The following is a 324-nucleotide window of genomic DNA, read 5'->3' as shown; positions in this document are numbered from 1 at the left end:
GCAAGGATTTCCTTGCCTCGCTGGCGCCGGACCTCATCCTGACCATGTGGCAGGCCGGCGCCGACGCGGCGGGGCTGCCGCCTTCCATTCCCCATGCACTGGGCGTCGCCGACAGCGCCGCCGCACTGGCCGCACGGCCGCCGCAGCAGGCCCTCCTGCGCCAGGCCGCCCTGGTGCTGGCGCCGGACGCCGACGCTGCCCACCGGCTCGGTGCGGCGCTGTCGCCGGTGCCGGCATGTGACATCTGCGCCGATGACCTGCCTGCCCTCGGGCGCGCGATGCGGCGGACGCCGTTGCCGCCGCCGCTTCCAGCGCGCGCCAGAG

Annotated in this window: 1 protein-coding gene; it reads left to right on the top strand. The window is 76.2% G+C overall.

Annotated features, from left to right (window positions below; translation table 11 throughout):
- A partial coding sequence (locus ACNKXS_RS15200; protein ID WP_417921618.1) for a hypothetical protein occupies nucleotides 1-324 on the top strand: 324 nt, incomplete at both ends.

The organism is Christiangramia marina, from assembly GCF_048285865.1.
GTDB lineage: Bacteria > Bacteroidota > Bacteroidia > Flavobacteriales > Flavobacteriaceae > Christiangramia > Christiangramia marina.
The sequence above is the reverse complement of the archived record's forward strand: the minus strand, read 5'-3'. Positions and strand labels throughout refer to the sequence as shown.